The sequence below is a fragment of the Azospirillum oryzae genome (assembly GCF_008364795.1).
GTDB classification, from domain to species: domain Bacteria; phylum Pseudomonadota; class Alphaproteobacteria; order Azospirillales; family Azospirillaceae; genus Azospirillum; species Azospirillum oryzae.
The window spans coordinates 114,327-135,338 of the sequence record NZ_VTTM01000012.1 but is presented as its reverse complement, the minus strand read 5'-3'; the positions used below and the strand labels follow the sequence as shown (position 1 = coordinate 135,338).

Here is a 21,012-nt window from a genome sequence, read left to right as displayed (position 1 = left end):
CCTTCGTGCCGGCCTTTCACTCCCGGCGCATGTACTGGCCGGGGGTGGCGGCGACATGCCGTTTGAAGGCGCGCTGGAAATGGGCCTGATCGGCGAAGCCGGCATCCAGCGCGACCTCCACGATCGGGCGGCCGCGTTGCAGCTCCCGCCGGCCGAACTGGATGCGGCGGTTGATCTGGTAAGCGTGCGGCGTCAGCCCGTAGCGCGCCTTGAATGACCGCACCAGATATGAGGGCGAAAGGCCCGAGACCTCGGCGATCTCGCCCAGCCGCAGCGGCCGGGTGCAATGAGCGGAGATGAAGGCGGCGGCCCGGTCCAGCGCCGCATGCTCGCCGCCCCGATCCGCGCCGGCCGGCAGTCCGCCATATCGTTCACCGCCCAGCGCCTGCCGCAGCCCGGCGAAGAAGGCCCGGACCGCCGCCTCCTTCCCGGCGCAGTCGGGAAGCGGATCGAACAGCAGCCCGAACAGCCGCTCCAGCCGACCGGCCAATTCCGGATCGCGGCTCAGATGCGGGGCGAAGGGCCGGAACGCCGCCTCCCCCTCCAGCGCCGCCAGCCATGCGGCATCGGCATGCAGCATGCGATAGGACCATGGCCGGCCGTCCAGCGGGTTGCAGACATGGGCCTCGTCGGGGTTCATCAGCACGACGGTGCCGGCGGCGATCCGGTGGCAGTCGGCGCCGATGCGGAAGTCGCTGACGCCGCCGGTGACCAGCCCGATGGAAAAGGTCGGGTGGCTGTGCCAGCCGTAACTGACCTCCTGCCCCTCCTCGATGCTCCGCGCCTCCAGATGCGGAAGCGAGGGGTCCCGCCAGAAGCGGTGCCGATTCGTCGATGCGCGCGCCATGCCGGACCTGTCCTGCCCCGGAAATTTCCCGGCACCGATCTTATGACAGGAGGCTCGCGACCGCCATCCGCTGCCGCTTCAGCCCTTGCCCCCGCGCATCATTGCCGGCGACGCGCCGAACCAGCGCCGGAAGGCGCGGCTGAAGGCGCTGACCTCCGAATAGCCGAGCAGGGCGCCGATGTCGGCGATGGGGACGTGGCGCTGGCGGATGTAGACCGCCGCCAGATCGCGCCGCACCCCCTCCACCAGATCGGAGAAGCTCAGGCCATCGTCGGCCAGCCGGCGTTGCAGGGTCCAGCGGGCGATGCCCAGCCGGTCGGCGATGTCCTCGACATAGGGCGGACCTTCCGGCAGCCGCGCCCGCACCTCCGCCTTCACGCGGTCGAGCAGCGGCGGCGTGCCGGTGCCGCGGGCGATGTCGATCAGCGTGCCGCACAGCCCGGTCAGCCGCGCCATGTCGCCGCCGGGCATGCGGCGGTCCAGATGGCGGTCGCGCAGCAGGATGGCGTTGGTGCGCTGGCCGAAATGGGCGGGCGCGTCGAACAGCGCCTGATGCTGGCGCCAGCCCTCCGGCTTGGGATGCTCGAAATGCACCTCCTCCGGCATCCAGTTCGGGCCGAGGCAGGCGCGCACCACATTGGCGAACATGCCCATGGTCAACTCGGCATCCTGCCGCCGCTCGACGATGCGGCCGTCGAGGATGCGGTATTCCAGCCGCAACAGTTCGCCCTCGCGGACGAAGCGGGTCTCGGTCGCCTGCTGGTGGAAGGGAAACAGCCGGGCCAGATGGTCCAGCGCGGCCCCCAGAGTGGGAGCGGCCAGCGCGATGGAGCCGATCAGACCCAGCATTTCCGGCTGGAACTGCCGGCCGTAGAGCAGGCCGAAATTGTCGTTGCCGGTCTCCGCCGCAGCCACCTCCATCATCGCCACATAGGCGCGGAGGTCGAGCGCCACCGTCGGCTGGCCCAACGCCCTCTCCTCAACGCCGGCGCGGTGGAACACCCGGTCGGGACAGCCCCCCTGCCCGGCGATGAAGTTCGACACCCCGGACGCGGCGGCGGCCAGGATGTTGTGTTGCACAGAACCTGTGCGGCCATCGCCAAGCTGGCCGGCAGTCTGCCCAATAGTCGGTCGGTGCGGCGTCATGACACAGCCCCTCGCAGCCGTTTTGCCGCAGCGCAGCAAACATCGTGCCGGAGTTCAGCCTGCCAGAATTGGTTTGCTTAGGAAATTATACGATCGCCTTACGATCGCGTGGGAGAGCGGCAGTCCCGTCAGCCCGGCGCCTGCCGGATCGCTTCGTAGGCAGCGTTCAGCCGCTGCAAGACAGACTCCCGGACCGGCGAGCCGCTTGCCTCGGCATCCAGGTGACGCGCGCGCAATTCGCCCATCAGCGCGTCCCACAAGGGCGGGCCGCCCTCTTCGAGAAGCTGCGCGCGGATCGACAGCTCTCTGGACGCAGGCGCATGCCGCCGCCCCCATGCGCCCATCTGGGCCAGCAACGGCACAAGCTGGATCGCCGGTTCGGTCAGGCTGTAGATCGCGCTCTGCCGGTGACGCGGGTCGTCGGACTTGGTCAGCAGGCCCGCCGCGAGCAGCCGCTTGAGCCGGTCCGCCAGGACATTGGAAGCGATACCCTCTTCCGAGCGGGTGAGGAGTTCGCGATAGCGGCGCCGGTCGCCGAAAATGATGTCGCGGATGACGATCAGGCTCCAGCGGTCGCCCAGGACCTCCAGCGTCAGGTTGATCGGACACCCCGATCGATGTGCGTCCTGCAAGACCGGTCTCCTTCCGCTTGCAAAGTAGGATCAGTCGCGGTAGCTTTCAACTGCTTGCAAATCGCAAGCGGTTGGAGGTGCCCCGATGTCGCTGACGCTCTATGCACATCCCTTCTCTTCCTATTCCCAGAAGGTGCTGATCGCGCTGTGGGAGAACGACATTCCCTTCACCTACCGCAATCTGGAGGATCCGGACGCGGCGGCGGAGCGGGCGGCGCTGTGGCCGCTCGGTCGCTTTCCCGTGCTGGTGGACGACGGCCGCACGGTGGTGGAATCCAGCATCATCATCGAGCATCTGGACCTCCACCATGCCGGGCCTGTCCGCTGGCTGCCCGGGGATGGCGACGCCGCCCTGGAGGTCCGGCTGATGGACCGCTTCTTCGACAACTACATCATGACGCCCATGCAGGCGCCGGTGTTCGAATCGCTGCGACCGGACGCGACGCGGCTGGACGAGGTCAAGGAGAAGACCCGCCGGGATCTCGATACGGCCTATGCCTGGCTGGAGGAGAGGCTGTCGGGCCGACGCTGGGCGGCAGGCGAGAGTTTTACCATGGCCGACTGCGCCGCGGCCCCGTCGCTCTTCTATGCCGATTGGGTTCACCGGATCGGCCCCGGCTTCCCGAGGCTGCGGGACTATCGCTCGCGCCTGCTGGCGCGGCCGTCCATCGCGCGCGCCGTCGACGAAGGGCGGCCTTACCGGTCCTACTTCCCGCTCGGCGCGCCCGATCGCGACTGACCGGCGGAGAGCGCATGCCGGCGACCACTGGGCAGGCGATCTCTGGGCAGGCGATCTCTGGGCAGGCGGTCTCCGGATATGGCCGAGATCACGGGCTCAGACCGCCGCCGTCATCCCGCCGCCGCCCGGGGAGTTGTTCTCCCGATGGCAGTGCCGCAGCCGGAAGGCGGTCACCAGCGCCAGCACCCCGAAGGCGATCAGGTACGCCGCGACACCCCAGGCGAGCGCCAGCAGCCCCAGCGCCGGCAGCACCCACATGCTGAGCCCGAACAGGATCGACAGCAGGCCGGCCACGCCCCAGGCCCATTTCCCATGGGTGCGGTCCATCCGCCAGGCGCCCATCACCTCGGCGAAGCCGGTGATGACCGACCATGCCGCGATCAGGAACACCAGCGCGAACAGGCTGGCGGCCGGCCACAGCGCGGCGACGATGCCAGCGACCAGGCTGACCACCCCCTCCAGAATGAAGGGCAGCGAGCGCTCATGGTGGCGGGAGGCGCGGATGCCGGCCAGGATGGCGAAGACGCCGTCCAGCAGCAGATAGGCGGCGAAGGTCAGCGCCAGGGTCGCCACCGTCACGCCCGGCATCAGCAGGGCCAACACCCCCAGCAGGATCGCCGCCGCCCCGCGCAGGGCCAGAGCCCACCAGTTGCGCGCCAGCACCATGTTCATGCTGCGCAGGCGGCCCGCCGGCTCGACTCCCGTCCGGTCGGTTCCGGTCTGATGTGCCTGATCGTAGGACATGGAACGCCTCCTGTTGCCGGTCGCGCGACAAGACAACAGGAGGAGAAGGGTTTTGTTGCCCGCTCTCTGATAGGCCGGTCAGTTGTTGCGGCCGAAATCCGACCCGCGCTGCGGCTCCTTGAAATAGAACATGTCACGGTCGAAGGTGACGTCGGTGCGCGGGTTCAGCAGCGCCACCTCGGTCGTCGTGCCCTGGGCGTCCAGCACCCGCCACTTGCGCAGCTGGAACGGATGATCCTCGAACACCAGGGTCAGGGTGCCCTTGCCGGGATCCTTGCTCTCCAGCAGGCTGACCTCGATCACGCCGGGGGCCTGGAACACGTCGGTGACGGTGACGTCGCCCGACAGCCGGATGTTCTTGCGCAGGATGAAGTCGGCGAGCGTCGAGCCGATGGGCGCGCTCGACTGCTGGCGCATCTCGCCGTCCCAATAGAAGACGAAGGTGCCGTCGGCGACGATGAAGTCCTTCAGCGGCCGGTCATACTCCAGCCGCATCCTGCCGGGCCGCCACAGATAGAAGGTGCCGGTCGCCTGCCGCCCGTTGGGCGCCACCTGCAGGAACTTCGACTGCAGGGTGGTGATGCCGTTCAGATACTCCTCCACCTTGGCGACGACCGCCTGATCCTGCGCCGACAGCGAGACCGGGGTGGCCGGCGCGGCTTCGGCGGGCGAGGCGAACAGGGCCGGCAGCGGGGCCAGAAGAGCGGCGGACAGCAGGGCGCCGGTCAGCAGAGAGCGGGAAAGGCGGCGAAGCACGATCTTCATCCTTGGTCGGAGTGGCCCATGATCCTTACTCGGGCGATGAGGCGGACATAAGGCGTCCGCCCCCCGCTGCCAAGGAGCATCGATGGCGGGACCACCGAAGTGAAATTAGGCGAGAGCCGTCAAAGCGGCTGTCCCTTGATCATCCGCGGCAGGTCGCCGACCACGCCCATCGCATGCTTCATGAAGAAGCGCTTGACCGGCGGCAGCCGGTTGATCACCGCCATCCCCAGGTCGCGCGCCAGCTTCACCGGCGGGATGCTGTTGGAGAACAGATGGACCAGCCCGTCGCACACCGCCGCCAGCAGCACGGTGTCGAAGCGGCGCCAGCGCTGGAAGCGGGCCAGCACCTCCGGCCCGCCGACGTCGAGGCCGAGGCGATAGGCGTCGACCACCACCTCCGCCAGCGCGGCGACGTCGCGCATGCCCAGGTTCAACCCCTGCCCGGCGATCGGGTGGATGGCGTGCGCCGCCTCCCCCACCAGGGCCAGACGGTCGGCGATGAAGCGGTCGGCCAGCAGGACCGACAGCGGCCAGGCCTCGCGCTTGGTCAGAAGCGTGATCTCGCCGAGATAGCCGCCGGACCGGCGCTGCAGCTCGTCGACGAACTGGTCGACGGGCAGCTTCAGGTAGGTTTCGACCAGCGAGGTCTTCTCGCTCCACACGATGGAACAGCGGTTGTCCGTCATCGGCAGGACGGCGAAGGGGCCGTTGGGCAGGAAGTGCTCGACCGCGACGCCCTTGTTCGGCTCGGTGTGGCGGATGGTGCAGATGATGGCGCTCTGGTCGTAGGACCAGCGCCGCACCTTGATCCCGGCACTGTCGCGCGCCATCGACCGCCGCCCGTCGGCGCCGACCAGCAGCCGGCCGCGCACCGTGCGTCCGTCGGCCAGCCGCACCGCCACGCCCGACCGCGTCCGCTCCACCGTTACCGCCTTGGCCGGCGCCAGATGGACCAGCCCCGGCAGTTCGGCCGCGCGGGTGAACAGGGCGTGGCGGATGTCCTTGTTGTCCAGGATCCAGCCGAAGGGCTGGTGCTTGCCCTCCATCGCCAGTTCGGTGTGGTCGTAATGGATGAACAGGGGCGAGAACTGGTCGGCGATGCGGATGTCCAGCATCGGGCCGGCCTGATCGGCCATGTGGTGCCAAACCCCCGCCGCCTCCAGCACCATCTTGGAGGCATAGGAGATCGCGGTGGTGCGGATGTCGAAATCGCCGCCGCCCATGCGTTCGGGGCTGTCCTGGTCGATGCAGACCACCGGCACGCCGGCGCTGGCCAGCGCCGCCGCCATGGTCAGCCCGGCCAGACCGCCGCCCAGCACCACGACCTCCGTGGTGATGTCGCCGCCCTGCGGCGGGACGGTCGCGTTGCCCGATTCGGTGCCCGGTACGGCCATGATGCTCGCTGCCCTCTCGCCTTCGATGCCTGTGGCGCGGTCGTCGGCCGGGATTGAGCCTTGTGCCCAAGCCTTGCCGGCGCCGCCACGCGACCAAACAATTGTCGCACGGGCGCGTCCTGTCCAGTGTCCTGTCCCCGGCCGGGCGCGGCCGGCCACCGGACAGATTGTCGCTGAATGTTTTTTGGGCAGATGCCGCCCTTTTGGGCGCCCATTCGACAGGCATATTCCCATCCTTTCAGCGCAATTCAACCGGCACGATTCTTGTAATCGTTGATTTTTGCGGTCGACGCGAACAGGCTTGGGCCATCGGCGGAAGGACGGTACGGTGACAGGCCGGACTGGAACCGCAACGGGGCGGCCACAGCCTTACACGCGGCCGGAACAACGCTTTAAGGGGAAGCCACATGAAACTGGTTATGGCCATCATCAAGCCGTTCAAGCTCGACGAAGTGCGCGAGGCGCTGACGTCGCTCGGGATCCAGGGCCTGACCGTCAGCGAGGTCAAGGGCTTCGGCCGCCAGAAGGGCCAGACGGAAATCTACCGCGGCGCCGAATATTCCGTGAGCTTCCTGCCCAAGGTGAAGGTCGAGGTCGCCGTGTCCGACGACCAGTATGAGCAGGTGGTGGAGGCGATCCAGAAGGCCGCCAACACCGGCCGCATCGGCGACGGCAAGATCTTCGTGCTGGAGATCGCCCAGGCCGTGCGCATCCGCACCGGCGAGACCAACTCCGAGGCGCTGTAAGGCTTCTAGCCCCAGATTGCCGGCCATTACGGGTCCGCTCCTTCCGGCGGGAACGGACCCGATGGGCGCACAAGCCGCGCGCCTTCCCGTTTTTCAGCCGCCTTCGTTCAGATTGACGAACGCCTCCGCCGCCAGCGCACGGGCATAATCGCGCGTGTCGACCGGCCAGTCCGCCGTCAGCGCGTCGAACCGCGCGCGGTCCGCGGCATAAAGCGCCCGCACCGCTTCCTCGTATCCCGGCCGGTCGCCGGCAAGTTCCAGCATGACGCGATAGGCGGCCTCCTGTGCCCGGCGCACGCGGTCCTTCGTCTCGCTCCCTTTGCGCGCCTCGTCCACCAATTTGCGCAGCGCCACCGAGGCCCCACCCGGCTGGGCGTTCAGCCATTCCCAATGGCGCGGCAACAGCGTGACCTCCCGCGCCACCACCCCCAGCTTCGGCCGCCCCGGCCCGCGCGGCAAGGGAGGCGGCGGCGGAGCAAGACGCCACGCGACCTCCTCGTCGCTTCCCCGCAGATCGAGGTCGACCCTCTTGCCGGTGGCATCGTCGAACACCAGCACCGGCGGTCCATCCGTCTCCGCGTCCAGTGCGGCCCGCAACGCCCGCGCAACGCTCAGCGCATCCCCGGCCGCAAGCCGGCGCTCGCCCCGGAAGGCGGTACAGAGGGTCTCGGCGGTGACGGACATGATCGGAACTCCGGTTGTGAGGACGGATTTATACCCGGATAAAATAGGCGCGTCAATATCACCCGGGTGAAACGGAGAAGGTCCCTCCGCCCCCCCCTGTGACCGTTCGGCCACCTGCCGCGCTCAGCCGCAATCAAAGGCTTTGTGCGCTTGTGCCCCCCGTGCCGCGCCGATAGGATCGGCCCTTCACGAGACGTGGCCGCCTCCCCGCGCCGGGGTGCGGCATCCGGGGTGCGAAGAGGGTTGCGGTCGCCATGGTCCTCACCGATTTCAGCGTCAACAGCGGTGCCGTCTTCACCGAGGCGATCGGCAACGACCGGCTCGACCTGCTGACCGACTATCCGTTCACCCGGCTGGCCAACCTGCTGGCGCCGATCACCCCGCGCGCCAACGTCGCCCCCATCCTGCTGACGGTGGGCGAGCCGCAGCACACCCCGCCGTCCATCATCGAGGAAACGCTGCGCGCCACGGCGTCCGGCTGGAACAAGTATCCGCCGGTCGGCGGCACTCCGGAGTTCCGCGCCGCGGTCGGCGACTGGCTGGCCCGCCGCTACGAATTGCCGGCCGGGCTGCTGCATGCCGACAGTTCGGTCCTGCCGCTGTCCGGCACGCGGGAGGCGCTGTTCATGCTGGCGCTGCTGGCGGTGCCGACGCAGAAGGCCGGGCGCCAGCCGGCGGTGCTGATGCCGAACCCCTTCTACGCGCCCTATGAAGGGGCGGCGGTGATGGCGGGGGCGGAGCCGGTGTTCCTGTCGGCGACGCGCGAGACCGGCTTCCTGCCCGACCTCGACGCCCTGACGCCGGAGTTGCTGGAGCGCACCGCCCTCTTCTATCTCTGCACCCCCGCCAACCCGCAGGGCGCAGCGGCGACGCCGGCCTATCTTGCCAAGGCCATCGGGCTGGCGCGGCAGTACGGTTTCGTGCTGGCGGTCGACGAATGCTATGCCGAGATCTGGCTGGACACCCCGCCGGTCGGCGCGCTCCAGGTCGCTGTCTCCCTGCCCCACGAGGACGGCAAGCCCTGGGCCAACCTGCTGGTCTTCCATTCCCTGTCCAAGCGGTCGAGCGCCGCCGGCCTGCGTTCCGGCTTCGTCGCCGGCGACCCGGCGCTGATCGGCCGCTTCTCCCGCCTGCGCAGCTACGGATGTGCCGGCATGCCGCTGCCGATCCTGGCCGCCAGCACCGCGCTGTGGCGCGACGAGGCGCATGTGGAGGAGAACCGCGCCGCCTACCGGGCCAAATTCGCGGCGGCGGAGGCGGAGCTGGGCGGCCGTTACGGCTATTACCGCCCGGCCGGCGGCTTCTTCCTGTGGCTGGAGGTCGGCAACGGCGAGGAGGCGGCGAAGCGGCTGTGGGCGGAGGGCGCCGTCCGCGTCCTGCCCGGCGCCTATCTGTCGCGCAACAACCCCGGCGAGGCGAACCCCGGCGAGGCCTTCATCCGCGTCGCCCTGGTACAGGACGCCGACACCGTCGCCCAGGCCTGCGCGTCCATCGTCCGCATTCTCGGCTGACCGGTCCCGGCCAATCCCAGGTCCGATCAGCTCCCTGTATTTTCGGTTTCTACAGCACGAGGTTCCCGCCCCATGGCCCGACCCGCCGGCCCCTCCTCCGCGCGCCCCCGGCCCAGCCTGGGACGGCCCGCCCCCAGCCCGCGCAAGGGGGCGCCCCGCGACGGCATGAAGGAACCGACGAAGGACCGCATCCGCGCCGGCCGCGGCCGGCAGGAGAAGCCGCCCTTCTTCTCGCCCGCCATGCGCGCCTTCGTCGTCGCCCGCGCGCGTGAGGCGATGGGGTTCGTGCTCGGCCTGTTCGGCCTGCTGCTGATGGTGCTGCTGGGCAGCTACGACCCGCATGACGCCTCGCTGAATTCGGTCCCCGCCACGGCGGGCGGCACGCACAACCTGTTCGGCCTCCCCGGCGCCTATGCCGCCGACCTGCTGATCCAGTCGCTGGGCTGGGCCGCCTTCGTCATCGCGCTGGTGCCGATGTTCTGGGGGTGGCGGCTGGGTGCCCAGCGCAAGCTCGGCAACCCGCTGTTCCGCACCGTGCTGGCGCTGTGGGGCGTGTTCCTGGTGTCGATGGCGCTGGCCGGCCTGACCGACGCCTCCACCGATCCGCTCGCCCCGCTTCCCGGCGGCAGCATCGGTCAGGTGTTGCTGCGCGGGGTCGGCAACCTGTTCGGGGCCGAACCGATGGTGGCGACCGCCGCCGCCGTCGGCGGCGGGCTGGTGCTGTTCCTGGCCGCCGGTCTGACCATCGGCGAATGGATCGCCAGCGTCCGCTCGCTCGGCCGCGGCACGGTCAACGGCCTGCGCATGATCCGCCAGGGTGCCCGCAACGGCGTCGATGTCCTGCGCCGCCACGGCCGCACTGCCGCGCAGGCCGCCTCGGTCGCGGTGGACGACGCGCTGCGCGGCGACGATGCGCCGAAACGCAATCGCCCGCGCTTCGACGAGGCCGTTCAGGTGACCCCGCTGCCGCCGGCCGGCCTCGACGCCGGCCCGGTTCCCCTGTCCGCCGGCCCGGCTGCCGCCCCGAACGCCGCCGACAAGCCGGTACGCGCCGTTCCGATCATCGCCCCGCCGAAATCCGCCGCGTCGGAGCGCGAGGCGGCCAAGGCCGACCCGCGCCAGAGCCGCCTGCCGCTGGGCGAGGAAGACGGCCCGCCGGGCTACGAGTTGCCGCCGCTCGACCTGCTGCAGGTGCCGCCCACCGGCATCCGCGGCGAGCAGCTGGACGAGGCGGCGCTTCAGCGCAATGCCGGCCAGTTGGAAGGCGTTCTGTCCGACTTCGGCGTGCGCGGCGAGATCCAGAAGGTCCATCCCGGCCCGGTCGTCACCCTCTACGAGCTGGAACCGGCCCCCGGCACCAAATCGTCCCGCGTCATCGGCCTTGCCGACGACATCGCCCGTTCGATGAGCGCGGTGTCGGTGCGCGTCGCCGTGGTGCCCGGCCGCAACGTCATCGGCGTCGAGCTGCCGAACGCCAAGCGCGAAACCGTGCTGCTGCGCGAGCTGATGGCGGCGGAAGGCTTCGACAAGCATGGCGGCAAGCTGGCGCTGGCGCTCGGCAAGGACATCGGCGGCCAGCCGGTGGTCGCCGACCTCGCCCGCTTCCCCCATCTGCTGGTCGCCGGCACCACCGGCTCGGGCAAGTCGGTGGCGATCAACACCATGATCCTGTCGCTGCTCTACCGGCTGCCGCCGGAGCGCTGCCGCTTCATCATGATCGACCCCAAGATGCTGGAACTGTCGGTCTATGAGGGCATTCCCCATCTGCTGACGCCCGTCGTCACCGACCCCAAGAAGGCGGTGGTCGCGCTGAAATGGACGGTGCGGGAGATGGAGGACCGCTACCGCAACATGTCCAAGCTGGGCGTGCGCAACATCGAGGGCTACAACGCCCGCCTGCGCGAGGCGCGCGAGGGCGGCGAGTCGCTGACCCGCCGCGTCCAGACCGGCTTCGACCCCGACACCGGCAAGCCGCTGTTCGAGGAGCAGCCGCTCGACCTGACCGAGTTGCCCTACATCGTGGTCATCGTCGACGAGATGGCCGACCTGATGCTGGTCGCCGGCAAGGACATCGAAGCGGCGATCCAGCGCCTCGCCCAGATGGCCCGCGCCGCCGGCATTCACCTGATCATGGCGACGCAGCGCCCGTCGGTCGACGTCATCACCGGCACCATCAAGGCCAACTTCCCGACCCGCATCAGCTTCCAGGTCACCAGCAAGATCGACAGCCGCACCATCCTGGGCGAACAGGGCGCCGAACAGCTGCTGGGCCAGGGCGACATGCTCTATATGGCCGGCGGCGGCCGCATAACCCGCGTCCACGGCCCCTTCGTCTCCGACCACGAGGTCGAACAGATCGTCAGGTTCCTCAAGGCGCAGGGCGAGCCCAACTATGTCGACGCCATCCTGGAGGACGAGGAGGGCGAGGAGTCCTTCGACGACGGCAACCTGCCCGGCACCGGCGGCGGGTCCGGCGACGACCTCTACGACAAGGCGGTGGCTGTGGTCTGCCGCGAGCGCAAGGCCTCGACCAGCTTCATCCAGCGCCAGCTCCGCATCGGCTACAACTCCGCCGCCCGCCTGATCGAGCGGATGGAGACCGAAGGGGTGGTCAGCAAACCCAACCACTCCGGCAAGCGCGAAGTGCTGGCGCGCAACGTCGATGAATGAGTGTTTTCGGGGTGCCCGTTGACAGCGGACGGGTGCCGCACCAATATCGGGGGTAGGCAGGCCGAGGAATGGTACTCCCCGGCCCGCCCGCCCGATCTTAGTGCGTCAGAAGGTCAAGCAGCCGCTTGACGATCTCCAGCACCAGGATCAGGAGAGTGAGGATCTTCTCCATCCTCCAGCCCTCCCTTGGTACGGCGGCAGTGGCGGCCAGTCCGCCACTGCGTCCGCCGGCGGACTATGGCGCAGGCGGTCACGTCCGCAAACGGGAAATCCACGCAAGCGTATTCTTTTTCTGATTGCAGGCAGCGCTGCGCTTGCCGCGCTTTGCGTCAACGCCGCACAGGCACCAGCGATCCCAGCAGGAACAGGGCGGCGGCGGCCACCACAACGCTCGGGCCCCCCGGCAGATCCCAGTTCAGCGACGCCAGCAGCCCGGCGATGACCGCCAGAATGCCCAGGACTGACGCCAGCACCGCCATCCCTTCCGGCGTGCGGGCGAAACGGCGGGCAGATGCCGCCGGAATGATCAGCAGCGACGTGATCAGCAGGATGCCGACGATCTTCATGGCGATGGCGATCACAAGCGCGATCAGCAGCATGAAGGCCAGCCGCAGGGCGTCGACCGACATGCCTTCCACCCGCGCCAGATCCTCGTCCACCGTCACCGCCAGCAGCCGGCGCCACAGCAGCGCCAAGCCGGTCAGCGCCACCGCGCCGCCGCCATAGATCGCCATCAGGTCGCCGTCGGTCACCGACAGGATGTCGCCGAACAGATAGGCCATCAGATCGACGCGCAGCGTTTCCAGGAAGGCCAGCGCCACCAGCCCCAGCGACAGCGACCCGTGCGACAGGATACCCAGCAGCGTGTCCGCCGCGAGGTTGCGCCGCCTCTGCAGCGCCACCAGCGCCAGCGCCAGCGTCACGCACACCACCATCACGCCGATCATCGGATTGACGCCCAGCAGGAAGCCCAGCGTCACGCCCAGCAATGCCGAATGGGCCAGCGTGTCGCCGAAATAGGCCATGCGCCGCCACACCACGAAGGAGCCCAGCGGCCCGGCCAGCAGGGCGATGCCGCCGCCGGCCAGCAGGGCGCGGATCACAAACTCATCCATGGCAGCAGTCCCCGTCATGGTCATGCACGACCTTGCCGTCTTCGGCATGGGCGTGGTCGTGGTGATGGACATAGACGGCCAGATCGCGGGCATGGCCGCCGAACAGAGCGTGATATTCCGGGTGCCGACTGACGTCCTCCGGCCGGCCGGAACAGCAGACATGGCTGTTCAGGCAGATCACCCGGTCGGTGCGCGCCATCACCGTGTGCAGGTCGTGGCTGACCAGCAGCACGCCGCAGCCGCGCCGCTGCCGCACCTGGGCGATGCGGTTGAACAGTTCCGCCTGTCCATGCACGTCCACCGCCTGATCGGGTTCGTCCAGCACCAGCAGGTCCGGTTCGCCCAGCAGGGCGCGGGCCAGCAGCACCCGCTGCATCTCGCCGCCGGAAATGGTCTGCACCGCCGAATCGGCCAGCCGCGTCACCCCGGCCTCCTCCAGCGCCGCCTCCACCTTGTCGGCGGTCACCGGCCGCCACAGCGCCAGGAAGCGGCGCACCGTCAGCGGCAGCGTCCGGTCCACCGACAGCCGTTGCGGCATGTAGCCGACGCGCAGGTTCGGGCGCCGCAGCACCCGCCCGCCGTCGGGCGCCACCAGCCCCAGCACGGCGCGCACCAGCGTCGTCTTGCCGGCGCCATTCGGGCCGATCAGCGTCACCACCTCCCCCGGCTGGACGGCGACGTTGACGCGGTCCAGCACGGTGCGGCGGCCGAAGCGCACGGTCAGATCCTCGGTCCAGGCGAGCGGACCGGCGAACAACGTGGACGCATCGCGGGATGCGCCCTGCAAGAGGCTGGGTGTTGACATGTTATGTTATAACGTGACACCAGTTGAACGTGACTTCCCTATGCGCTGAAACCAGCGACCTGTCCAGCAAGTCGAGAGGATCCCTCCCATGCGCCTTACCGCGCTGTCCGCCATTCTGACCGCGGCCCTTGCCGCAACCGCCTCCCTGCCGGCCTGGGCCGGGGTGCCGAAGGTGGTGGTGTCGATCAAGCCGATCCATTCCCTCGTCGCTTCGGTCATGCACGGGGTGGGCGAGCCGACGCTGCTGGTCCGCGGCGGCGCCTCTCCCCACAGCTACACGATGAAGCCCTCGGACGCGAAGGCGCTGTCGGCCGCCGATCTGGTGGTCTGGGTCGGCCCCGAACTGGAAGGTTTCCTGGAAAAGCCGCTGCAGGCCAACGCGCCGAATGCGACGCGGCTGACCCTGATGGACCTGAAAAGCCTGACCCTGCTGCAAGCCCGCGAGGGCGGCGCCTGGGAACCCCACGACCATGGCCATGAGCAGCATGGTCATGAGCAGCACGGCCATGCCGACGAGCATGAAGAGCTGAACAGCCACATCTGGCTCGATCCCGCCAACGCCCGCGCCATCGTCACGGCGACGGCCGAGGCGCTGGCCGCCAAGGATCCGGCCGATGCGGAGGTCTACCGCACCAACGCCGACCGCACGCTGCAGGCGCTCGACGCGCTGGATGCGGAGCTGAAGGCCACGCTGACACCGCTGAAGGACAAACCCTTCGTCGTCTTCCACGACGCCTACCAGTATTTCGAGGCGCGCTATGACCTGTCGGCGGTGGGATCGATCACCGTCAGCCCGGACCGTCGTCCCTCGGCCAAGCGGCTGTCCGCCATCCGCACCAAGATCGCCGGGCTGAACGCTGCCTGCGTCTTCTCCGAGCCGCAGTTCGAACCGACGCTGGTCCGCACGGTGGTGGAGGGCACCAAGGCCAAGACCGGCGTGCTCGACCCCGAAGGCGCCGACCTGCCGGAAGGCGAATCGCTCTACCCGACCCTGATGCGCAACCTCGCCGCATCGCTGCGCGGCTGCCTTGGCGCTTAAGCCCCGGCCGGGCCTGTGCTAAACCGCTGGGAGGGCGGGAAGAAAGCCGGCCGGCAGAGCTGAACAGAGGATGGGCGTCATGAAGATCGGTATCGTCGGGTGCGCGGGGCGCATGGGCCAGATGCTGGTGCGCGAGATCGCGGCGACCGCTGGCTGCACGGTGGCCGGCGGAACCGAGCGGGTGGGCGGCCCGGCGCTGGGCAAGGATCTGGGCGTTCTGGCCGGGATCGACCCGCTGGGCGTCACCGCCATCGACGACCCGGTCGCCCTGTTCGCGGAGGCCGACGCGGTGATCGACTTCACCAGCCCCGAATCGACGGAGCGGCACGCCGCGCTGGCCGCCCAGTCGGAAACCGTGCTGGTCGTCGGCACCACCGGCCTGAACCCGTCGCAGCAGGCGGCCATCGCCACCGCCGCCACCCACACCGCCATCGTCCAGTCGCCCAACATGTCGCTGGGCGTCAACCTGCTGCTGGCGCTGGTGGAACAGGTGGCCCACACGCTGGGCGACGACTTCGACATCGACATCCTGGAGATGCACCACCGCCGCAAGGTCGATGCGCCGTCGGGCACCGCGCTGGGCCTTGGCCGCGCCGCGGCGGCCGGGCGCGGGGTGGCGCTGGAGGATGTCTGGCAGAAGGTGCGCGACGGCCACACCGGCGCCCGCCCGCGCGGGGAGATCGGCTTCGCCACCCTGCGCGGCGGCGACGTCATCGGCGACCACACCGTGATCTTCGCCAGCGACGGCGAGCGGGTCGAACTGACCCACAAGGCGTCCGGCCGCCAGATCTACGCCAAGGGCGCCGTCCGCGCCGCCCTGTGGGCGCAGGACAAGACGCCCGGCCTCTACAGCATGCGCGACGTGCTGGGCGTATAAGCTCCAAAGGGGCGCCTTTTGACGGGATGGGGGACCTACACCCCCGCCCCGTCGCACTCCAGCACCGCCAGGAAGGCGTCGACCACGCGCGGGTCGAAATGGCTGCCCGACTCCGCGCGCAGCAGGTCCAGCACCTCGGCGATGTCCCACGCCTTCTTGTAAGGGCGGCGGTGCAGCAGCGCGTCGAACACGTCGGCGACGGCGACGATGCGGCCGGCCAGCGGAATGGCGTCCCCGGCCAGGCCCCGCGGATAGCCGCTGCCGTCGAACTTCTCGTGATGGCTCTCGGCGATCTCCGCCCCCATCGACAGATAGCCGCGGCGGTCGCCGCCGCAGGCGTCGCGCAGGATGCTGCCGCCGATGGCCGCGTGGTCGCGCATCACCGCCATCTCCGCCTCGTCCAGCCGGCCCGGCTTGCGCAGGATGGCGTCGGGGATGCCGACCTTGCCGACGTCGTGCAGCACGCTCGCCAGCCCGATGGTGTCGCAGAACCAGTCGTCCAGCTCGTCCGCGAAGGCGTTGCGGGCGTAGAGTTCGCGGGCGATGGCGGTGGCCCAGCGGCCCAGCCGCTTCACATGGTCGCCGGTGACCTCGTCCTTGTATTCGGCCAGCTTGCCCAGCGCATGGACGGTGGCGATCTGCGCCTGGTTCAGCCGTTCATAGAGCCGCAGATTGTCCAGCCCGACCGCCGCCTTGGTGCAGAGCAGTTCCACCAACGGCCGGTCGCCCTCGGCAAAGGGGCCGCCAAGCAGGCAGAGCGCCAGCGGCGCGACGTCGCGGCCGCGCAGAACCGTCACCCCATGCCGGCTTCCCCAACGCGCCTGACCGTCGCCCAGCGCCGCCACGATGTCGGCCACAACCTCCGTCGGCAGGTCGGCCGGCAGCCCGGCCTCCGCCACGATCGCCGGCCCGTCGCCCTCCCCCGGCCCGCACAGCAAGGCGGACTGTACGCCGGTCAGCAGCGCTGCCGCCCGCCCGACCAGCCCGGCGAGGAATTGCGAGCGCGAGCGCAGCCCGGCCAGATGGTCGGCCGCCTCCATCACCCGCTCCAGCCCCTGCCGGCCGCGTTCGATGGTGGCGATGTGCTGGTAGGAGCGCAATGCCGCGACGGCGGCGGTGTAGAGCTTCTGCGCCGTCAGCTCGCTCTTCGCCTTGTAGTCGTTGATGTCGTAGGCGGCGATCACCTGCCGTTCCGGCGCCTGCCCCGGCTGGCCGGTGCGCAGGATGATGCGGACCTGCCGGTTGCCCATCTCCTCGCGGATGTGGCGGACCAGCTTCAGCCCGGCGTCGTCGGTCTCCATCACCACGTCCAGCAGGATGGCGGCGATGCCCGGATGCTCGACCAGCAGCGACCGCGCCTGCCGCGCGGTGTAGGCCGACAGGAAACGGACCGGCCGCTCCTCGAAGCTCATCTCGCCCAGCACGACGCGGGTGATGGCATGGACCTCGTGGTCGTCGTCGACGATCAGGATCAGCCAGGGCGGATTGCGCCGCCAGCCGTCTCCATCACCATCGGCGGCGTCCTCGGTCTCGGCGGCGAACTCCAGAACATCGCTTGCGGACTCCCGCCGGCGCTCATCCGTGCCGTCGCCGTTCCCGCCCCTGTCGCAGCCGTCGGCCATCACCGCCCCCGCGGTTCGATTCGCTCGGCCGGCTTCACGAAATTACCGGCGCGTGCATCCCCAGATGCGCCGACAATTTTCGATGAAGCCATCATGATCTGTCAACAAACCGGCGTCCGCGTCAGGCCGTCCGCTTCCAGGCGACGGTCAGCAGCCCGGCCCCCATCAGCAGCGACCCGCCGACCCGGTTGACCGCGCGCTGCACCGACGGCCTCCGCACCGCGCGCCGCGCCGCCGAAGCCAACAGGGCATAACCGGCGGCGTTCAGCGTCGCCAGCACCAGGAAGGTCGCCTCCATCACCACCATCTGCCCGGCCAGTGGCCGGCCGGTGTCGAGGAACTGCGGCAGGAAGGCGACGAAGAAGACGATGCTCTTGGGGTTCAGCGCGGTGACGGCATAGGTGTGCAGCATCATGCGCCAGGGCCGCACCGCCGATTCGTCGGCCACCGTCTCCACCCCCTTGACCGGCGCCCGCCACAGCTTGATGCCGAGATAGACCAGATAGGCGGCTCCGACCCATTTCAGCACGGTGAACAGCGCCGCCGACGTCGACAGCAGCACCCCCAGCCCCAGCATGGAGGCGGTCATCGCGGTGAAGTCGCCCAGCGCCACCCCCGCCACCGTCGCCATCGCCGATTGCCGTCCATGGCCCAGCGCATAGGACACGACGATCAGCACCGTCGGTCCGGGGATCATCAGCATGATGGCGGACGCGGCGGCGAAGGCGAGCCATAGATCGGGGGACATCGGACGGGTCTCCGGTTAGTGTCAGGAACCCGTCCATCAATCCACAGCGCGGCGGCCGGCGCAACGGCCGCTTGACGTCAAATCCGCCGCAGCGGACGCCGGGCGCTCCACACCCCGGCCAGGAAGGGCAGAGCCAGCAGGATCTGCAGGGCCGCCCAGCCCAGCGCCTCCCAGTTCGGCCGCGTCCAATCGACCTCGTGCAGCGCCTCCATGAAGGGCAGCTGGCCGTAGATCAGCGATTCCAGCGGCACGAAGCCCTCGGCCACCACCGTCAGCAGCGCCCCCAGCAGCAGCCCGAAGCCCAGGACCGCTTCGACCGGCAGGCGGCGGACGGCGCCGCACAGGCCCCGCGGTTCGCCATCTGCGGCGGGCACCGCCGGGCGGAACAGGCTGGCGATGCCCAGCGCGTTGCGCGTCTCCGTCCCGACCGGCCGGCGGGCGGCACGGATCAGCCCCAGCGCCGGCAGCGCCACCGCCGGAATCAGCAGATACGGGTTGGGGAAGTCACGGTAACGGCCGTCGAAGACGATCAGCAGCGACCACGCCAGCGCCGCGACGCCCAGCGCCACGGCGCTCCACCGCCCCACCCGCTCGGTGCGGGTCAGGGCCGGGCGGGCGTGGCGCAGGCCGACCAGCGGCTCGCGCGCCAGACCGCCGCTCGCCAGCGTGCGATGGGCGGTCAGCAGCACCGCCAGCGCCAAGGCGGCGGTCAGCGCCAGCATGACCACGGCCAGCGTGGTGTCCTGCCAGTAATGCTTGCCATGCTCCGCCACGAAGGCGGCGCGGACATAGAGGGTCGAGAGCGCCTGGGCCAGCAGGATCAGCGCCACCCAGCCGGTGCCCGGCAGATGGCGGCGGAGCAGGGCCAGCCCGCCCAGCAGCCCCAGAGCCAGCCCGCTGGACGCCGCGAACAGCCAGGGCCACGCGACATTGCCGACCACCGGCCCGGCCAGCGAGAATTTCGGCGTGCGGTCGGCGTTGTACAGGCCCCAATGGCCGCCGACGGTGCCCTCCAGCTTGGCCTTCCATTCCTGGTCGAAGGCCTCGATCACGTTGTAATCGAAGCCCTCCTGCTCGGCCATGCGGACGAAGGCGTTGACGAACTTCGCCTTGTTGACCAGCCCCGGCACGGCGGCCCCGCGCGAGCGGCCTTGCGTCGGCCAGCCGGTCTCGCCGACCAGGATCGGCTTGCCGGGGAAACGGTGGGCGATGGTGCGGTAGCTCTGGCGGATGCGCTCGGTCGCCGCTTCGACGCCGGCCGGCACGTCCTCCCAATAGGGCAGCAGATGGATGGTCAGGTAATCGACGTGATCGGCGATCTGCGGGTATTTCAGCCACCATTCCCAGACGTCGGCATAGGACACCGGCTGCTTCACCGCCGCCTTGACGCGGTCGATGTAGCCGGCGACCTGCTCCGGCGTCAGTTCGCGGCGCAGCAGCACCTCGTTGCCGACGATGACGCGGGTGATGACGTCGGGATAGCGGTTGGCGAGGTCGATCAGCGAGGCGATCTCCGCCTCGTTCTTGTCGGTCCGCGAGGACAGCCACGCCCCCATTGTGACCTGCAGACCATGCTTGCGCGCCAGTTCCGGCACCACCTGCAAGCCCTCCAGCGAGGTGTAGGTGCGGATGCCGGCCACCTGCGGTGCGAGGGCGACCATGTCCTCCTCGATCTGGGCGGTGGAGGGCAGGACGCCGGTCAGCGGGCTCTGCCCGTCGCGGAAGGGCGCGAAGGACACGCTGCGCAGCTTGCCGCCGGGCGGCGGATCGAGCGGCACCGGGCGGTTGGGCAGGGACCAGACGGCGAGATTCGCGAGGCCGGCGACGATCATCGCGGCGAGGATGAGGATCAGGCGCATGGGCGGGATGTCTACACCAAAGGCTTGACGGTTTGAACGGTGACCGTCGCACCAACAGGCCGGACGGTGATTTTATTCACCGGCCCCACCGGAAAATCGATGGACAGAAAATAGGCGCGCCCCCCGGAGGAGGCGCGCCCAGTCGGTCAAGGATTGAGTGACGTGCCTTCGTCACGGATTGGTAAACCGGTGGGAGGGGGTGTTTATTCCATGGGAAATTGCTTCCCCACCCTCCTCACCGCTCGACGAACGCCTTCTCGATGACGAAGCCGCCCGGCTCGCCGTTGGTGCCCATGACGAAGCCGCGCTTTTCCATCATCGCGGTGGTCTCGGCCAGCATCGCCGGGCTGCCGCAGATCATCACGCGGTCCTTGTCGGCATCCAGCTCCGGCAGGCCCAGGTCGCTGTACAGCTTGCCGGTCTCCATCAGCGTGGTCAGGCGGCCCTGGTTGCGGAAGGGCTCGCGCGTCACCGTGGGGTAATAGAGCAGCTTTTCCTTCACCTGCTCGCCGAAGAACTCGTTCTCCGGCAGGCTGTGGTGGATCAGGTCGTCATAGGCCAGCTCCGCCACCGTGCGGGTGCCGTGGGTCAGGATCACCCGGTCGAACTTCTCGTACATCTCCGGGTCCTTGATGATGCTGAGGAACGGCGCCAGGCCGGTGCCGGTACTCAGCAGATACAGGTTCCGCCCGGGAAGCAGGTTGTCGGTGATCAGCGTGCCGGTCGCCTTGCGGTTCACCAGCAGCGTGTCGCCTTCCTTCAGGTGCTGCAGGCGCGAGGTCAGGGGGCCGTCCTGCACCTTGATGCTGAAGAACTCCAGCGTCTCCTCGTAGTGCGCGCTGACCAGGCTGTAGGCACGCAGCAGGGGCCGGCCGTCGACCTCCAGCCCGATCATGGTGAACTGCCCCGGCAGGAAGCGGAAGGACGGATCGCGCGTGGTGGTGAAGCTGAACAGCGTGTCGGTCCAGTGGTGAACGGTCAGCACGCGCTCTTTGATCAGATTGCTCATGGGGGCGTTCCAAAACCTGTCGAGGCCAAGCTCGGTTGGCAATGTTCAATACCAAAGTCC

19 protein-coding genes are annotated in these 21,012 nt (G+C 69.2%); 6 read left to right on the top strand and 13 right to left on the bottom strand.

The genetic code is table 11. From position 1 onward, the window contains the following. Positions 1 to 16 precede the first annotated feature (16 nt). The 3 genes from FZ938_RS25175 to FZ938_RS25165 all read right to left on the bottom strand — a co-directional run bounded on the left by FZ938_RS25175 (position 17) and on the right by FZ938_RS25165 (position 2,625). Positions 17 to 847 (bottom strand): AraC family transcriptional regulator, encoded by an 831-nt coding sequence (locus tag FZ938_RS25175; RefSeq protein ID WP_149201150.1) that lies wholly within the window; start codon positions 845 to 847, stop codon positions 17 to 19. Positions 848 to 925: 78 nt separating this feature from the next. After that, positions 926 to 1,927 carry an AraC-like transcriptional regulator QhpR gene (qhpR, locus tag FZ938_RS25170; protein WP_149201149.1) on the bottom strand — a complete coding sequence of 334 codons (1,002 nt, stop codon included), beginning with the start codon at positions 1,925 to 1,927 and terminating at the stop codon, positions 926 to 928. Positions 1,928 to 2,121: 194 nt separating this feature from the next. After that, positions 2,122 to 2,625 (bottom strand): winged helix-turn-helix transcriptional regulator, encoded by a 504-nt coding sequence (locus tag FZ938_RS25165; RefSeq protein ID WP_149201148.1) that lies wholly within the window; start codon positions 2,623 to 2,625, stop codon positions 2,122 to 2,124. 85 nt (positions 2,626 to 2,710) lie between these two features. Between FZ938_RS25165 and FZ938_RS25160 the strand changes: the two genes are divergently transcribed. Continuing rightward, a complete protein-coding gene (locus tag FZ938_RS25160) occupies positions 2,711 to 3,364 on the top strand; it encodes a glutathione S-transferase family protein (protein ID WP_149201147.1) in 654 nt (217 codons plus the stop codon). Positions 3,365 to 3,460: 96 nt separating this feature from the next. On the opposite strand, the gene FZ938_RS25155 is transcribed toward FZ938_RS25160, so the two are convergent. From FZ938_RS25155 to FZ938_RS25145, 3 genes are all read right to left on the bottom strand, one after another. Next, complete coding sequence (locus FZ938_RS25155) at positions 3,461 to 4,108, bottom strand: HdeD family acid-resistance protein (RefSeq protein ID WP_149201146.1); 648 nt, start codon at positions 4,106 to 4,108, stop codon at positions 3,461 to 3,463. 78 nt (positions 4,109 to 4,186) lie between these two features. Beyond that, positions 4,187 to 4,873 (bottom strand): LolA family protein, encoded by a 687-nt coding sequence (locus tag FZ938_RS25150; protein WP_149201145.1) that lies wholly within the window; start codon positions 4,871 to 4,873, stop codon positions 4,187 to 4,189. Between the two features lie 119 nt (positions 4,874 to 4,992). Further along, positions 4,993 to 6,267, bottom strand: coding sequence for a UbiH/UbiF/VisC/COQ6 family ubiquinone biosynthesis hydroxylase (locus FZ938_RS25145; protein WP_149201144.1), 1,275 nt, complete (start codon positions 6,265 to 6,267; stop codon positions 4,993 to 4,995). A 407-nt stretch (positions 6,268 to 6,674) separates the two neighbouring features. On the opposite strand from FZ938_RS25145, the gene glnK reads away from it, so the two are divergent. Then, positions 6,675 to 7,013 carry a P-II family nitrogen regulator gene (gene glnK, locus FZ938_RS25140; protein ID WP_014189833.1) on the top strand — a complete coding sequence of 113 codons (339 nt, stop codon included), beginning with the start codon at positions 6,675 to 6,677 and terminating at the stop codon, positions 7,011 to 7,013. A 93-nt stretch (positions 7,014 to 7,106) separates the two neighbouring features. Here glnK and FZ938_RS25135 read toward each other — a convergent pair whose 3' ends face one another. Further along, on the bottom strand, positions 7,107 to 7,697 hold the full coding sequence (locus tag FZ938_RS25135; RefSeq protein ID WP_149201143.1) for a DUF2239 family protein: 591 nt from the start codon (positions 7,695 to 7,697) through the stop codon (positions 7,107 to 7,109). A 254-nt stretch (positions 7,698 to 7,951) separates the two neighbouring features. On the opposite strand from FZ938_RS25135, the gene FZ938_RS25130 reads away from it, so the two are divergent. Together FZ938_RS25130 and FZ938_RS25125 are read left to right on the top strand one after the other, a co-directional pair. Next, a complete protein-coding gene (locus FZ938_RS25130) occupies positions 7,952 to 9,208 on the top strand; it encodes an aminotransferase class I/II-fold pyridoxal phosphate-dependent enzyme (protein WP_149201142.1) in 1,257 nt (418 codons plus the stop codon). 72 nt (positions 9,209 to 9,280) lie between these two features. Beyond that, positions 9,281 to 11,878, top strand: coding sequence for a DNA translocase FtsK (locus FZ938_RS25125; protein WP_246457297.1), 2,598 nt, complete (start codon positions 9,281 to 9,283; stop codon positions 11,876 to 11,878). Positions 11,879 to 12,207: 329 nt separating this feature from the next. Here FZ938_RS25125 and znuB read toward each other — a convergent pair whose 3' ends face one another. Continuing rightward, positions 12,208 to 12,993 (bottom strand): zinc ABC transporter permease subunit ZnuB, encoded by a 786-nt coding sequence (gene znuB, locus FZ938_RS25120; RefSeq protein WP_149201141.1) that lies wholly within the window; start codon positions 12,991 to 12,993, stop codon positions 12,208 to 12,210. After that, complete coding sequence (gene znuC, locus FZ938_RS25115) at positions 12,986 to 13,750, bottom strand: zinc ABC transporter ATP-binding protein ZnuC (protein WP_149201140.1); 765 nt, start codon at positions 13,748 to 13,750, stop codon at positions 12,986 to 12,988. The genes znuB and znuC overlap by 8 nt, the downstream gene beginning before the upstream one ends. Before the next feature lie 136 nt (positions 13,751 to 13,886). Between znuC and FZ938_RS25110 the strand changes: the two genes are divergently transcribed. Together FZ938_RS25110 and dapB are read left to right on the top strand one after the other, a co-directional pair. Further along, positions 13,887 to 14,837 (top strand): zinc ABC transporter substrate-binding protein, encoded by a 951-nt coding sequence (locus FZ938_RS25110; RefSeq protein WP_149201139.1) that lies wholly within the window; start codon positions 13,887 to 13,889, stop codon positions 14,835 to 14,837. Between the two features lie 79 nt (positions 14,838 to 14,916). Then, positions 14,917 to 15,714, top strand: coding sequence for a 4-hydroxy-tetrahydrodipicolinate reductase (gene dapB / locus FZ938_RS25105; RefSeq protein WP_149201138.1), 798 nt, complete (start codon positions 14,917 to 14,919; stop codon positions 15,712 to 15,714). 35 nt (positions 15,715 to 15,749) lie between these two features. Here dapB and FZ938_RS25100 read toward each other — a convergent pair whose 3' ends face one another. The 4 genes from FZ938_RS25100 to FZ938_RS25085 form a co-directional block, all read right to left on the bottom strand. Next, the gene (locus FZ938_RS25100) at positions 15,750 to 17,336 is read right to left on the bottom strand and encodes a response regulator (RefSeq protein ID WP_149201137.1); all 1,587 of its coding nucleotides are present in this window, start codon (positions 17,334 to 17,336) and stop codon (positions 15,750 to 15,752) included. 121 nt (positions 17,337 to 17,457) lie between these two features. After that, positions 17,458 to 18,084 (bottom strand): LysE family translocator, encoded by a 627-nt coding sequence (locus FZ938_RS25095; RefSeq protein WP_109155675.1) that lies wholly within the window; start codon positions 18,082 to 18,084, stop codon positions 17,458 to 17,460. Between the two features lie 77 nt (positions 18,085 to 18,161). Continuing rightward, on the bottom strand, positions 18,162 to 19,943 hold the full coding sequence (locus tag FZ938_RS25090) for a glycoside hydrolase family 17 protein (RefSeq protein WP_149201136.1): 1,782 nt from the start codon (positions 19,941 to 19,943) through the stop codon (positions 18,162 to 18,164). Positions 19,944 to 20,178: 235 nt separating this feature from the next. Then, positions 20,179 to 20,952 (bottom strand): ferredoxin--NADP reductase, encoded by a 774-nt coding sequence (locus FZ938_RS25085; RefSeq protein ID WP_149201135.1) that lies wholly within the window; start codon positions 20,950 to 20,952, stop codon positions 20,179 to 20,181. Positions 20,953 to 21,012: the final 60 nt, after the last annotated feature.